Source organism: Pseudomaricurvus sp. ABR4_320 (assembly GCF_056159445.1).
The window spans coordinates 1-1,990 of record NZ_JBSWVF010000055.1; the positions used below are offsets into that span (position 1 = coordinate 1).

At 42.6% G+C, this 1,990-nt stretch carries 3 protein-coding genes; all 3 read right to left on the bottom strand.

Annotation, left to right across the window (positions count from 1 at the left end; translation table 11 throughout):
• Nucleotides 1–50: 50 nt before the first annotated feature.
• A complete protein-coding gene (locus ACXAFR_RS27240) occupies nt 51–509 on the bottom strand; it encodes a hypothetical protein (protein WP_475183291.1) in 459 nt (152 codons plus the stop codon).
• A 192-nt stretch (nt 510–701) separates the two neighbouring features.
• On the bottom strand, nt 702–1,073 hold the full coding sequence (locus ACXAFR_RS27245) for a hypothetical protein (RefSeq protein ID WP_475183294.1): 372 nt from the start codon (nt 1,071–1,073) through the stop codon (nt 702–704).
• A 616-nt stretch (nt 1,074–1,689) separates the two neighbouring features.
• A complete protein-coding gene (locus ACXAFR_RS27250) occupies nt 1,690–1,968 on the bottom strand; it encodes a hypothetical protein (RefSeq protein WP_475183296.1) in 279 nt (92 codons plus the stop codon).
• Nucleotides 1,969–1,990 lie beyond the last annotated feature (22 nt).

Below are 1,990 nucleotides of genomic sequence, written 5' to 3' on the forward strand. Positions count from 1 at the left end.
TGAAAAACCAGAGCGAAGCGGCGGTTTTTTGGTCCCTCTGGCTGGCTTTGTTAGAGTTTTGATGGCACATATTTGCAACAAGACCTTAATACATTGACTGCGTAGCTGTCGGATTGGGTCAGTGTACTATCACTGCCTAATTGTAGCCCCCCAGGAGTATATACAGAGCTGGTTAATTCAAGATAAATGGTGCTATTGGGAGGGATTTCGATATTCTTTTCTCTGCTTGGCATGCCTGACCATGCGGTCCAACTTGTCTTTATTTTTACGATACCTGGCTTCAAACTTACATATGAAAAAGCATTGTTTGGCAAAGATGCCGTTTCTGTATCATTAATACGAACTCTCATATCATACGCTGCCGGGGGAGAAATCTTTCTATAAAACACCAATGTGCTCTCACCATTAGATGGACTTGGTATTTTAACCTCGTCAAATGTCATAGCCCCTTTTGGGGTGGACGCACAAGCGGTTACAAGCACAGCCATCAGGATTAATAAATATTTCATTGGTATGATCTCGATAGAACTCTAACGCCTTGGTCAGTGGACCAGTGTAGTGGAGCATATTTTATGGTATAAGAGCGTAGCGATACCATAAAATATGCGGAACGAAACTGGTTCCACTGCACCAAATTGTTAGCACAGAAACTTTTCACAACTAAAGCGCAAAGTCATTTTCAACAAGAACCACCACAGGCTTTAGCGTTGTATAAACTGCGTATATTCTAAATACCGCAGTAACAAATCAAGATTCTCTGACGATTGATCTCCATACGCGGCACTAAGCTCCGAAACATCTCGAAAGGCCTCATCGAAATGATACACCGCTTTTTCAGATACATAATTTTCACTATCAATTAGCTCCCACATACAATTCTGATGCAACCAAATGGGATCAGCATATAGTTGTATGAATTCATCAACAGGAAGACCATCTATCGTTTCAGATCGCTTTATACGTACCTGCCTTCCATTTATGAATACCCACTCATACTTACTCTGGCGCTCTAATTTTGAGGCCTTCGTTCTCCTCTTATTTGCAGCTGATTGTTTTTGGTTCTTTTTAGCCATGATGCGAGATATATGCTCAATTTTTCACGATGGTGCTAACGCTTTTGTAACGGGCATTTTTTGTGTAGTGGAGTTTTGGGTATAGTGGCGAAGCCACCCAAAACGGAGCGCAGCAAAAAATGTCCGCGTTGACAAACTTGTTATGGTTTGGTGACACGATATATACACCATCTAAAAACTGAAGCCTGTAGCACCCCGAAAATAGCTATTAGTAGCGCAGCCATTGGAACCCAAAAAATGTACACCAAACCAGCAAGCGCTAACGGCGATAATATGTAGATCAACCAATTTGCCTGGCAATATTTTACGGATAGCTTGTGAATAGGAAAGCCAAATAAAACCCACGCAACTAAAGTGATTAAGAGGTAAATGGCAAAGCTTAAGAACAATACCTGGATGGCACCTACCACCTCGATAGAGCTCAAAGCACTACCTAGTTCCCAGCCTGACGTCAACACTAAAATCGGGACGGGAAGAAAGCCTATTAACACTGCCCTAACTATTGCGCTATCCCAGTTTCCAATATTCATTTCATGGCGAACCATAACGCCAGTAGCAAAGGCGAGCGTTAGCGAGTCCAGCCCGCGTTTTTTGCGGGCGATTTTGGCTACCCTTGTTATGTGCCATTTCCCGCACTGCCTTTCTTAACCAGCTCGAATTCATGTGACAGCATGTAAAGCCCGCCATGATAGAGCCCTTCTGGTGTTTCTTCCCAAAATGAAACACTAGCCTTGGTAGAGTTTTCCACAATATCATCTACGACATATTCTTGATTGAGCATTGCCTCATGCAATATACGCTCATCTTCTGGAAGCATATTTAGAAAACCGTCGTAGATTTCTAGAACCTTTACGCGATCTCCTACAGTAACTTCTTCGCCATATTTATCCTTCATTGGCTTCGACTACCTACACACA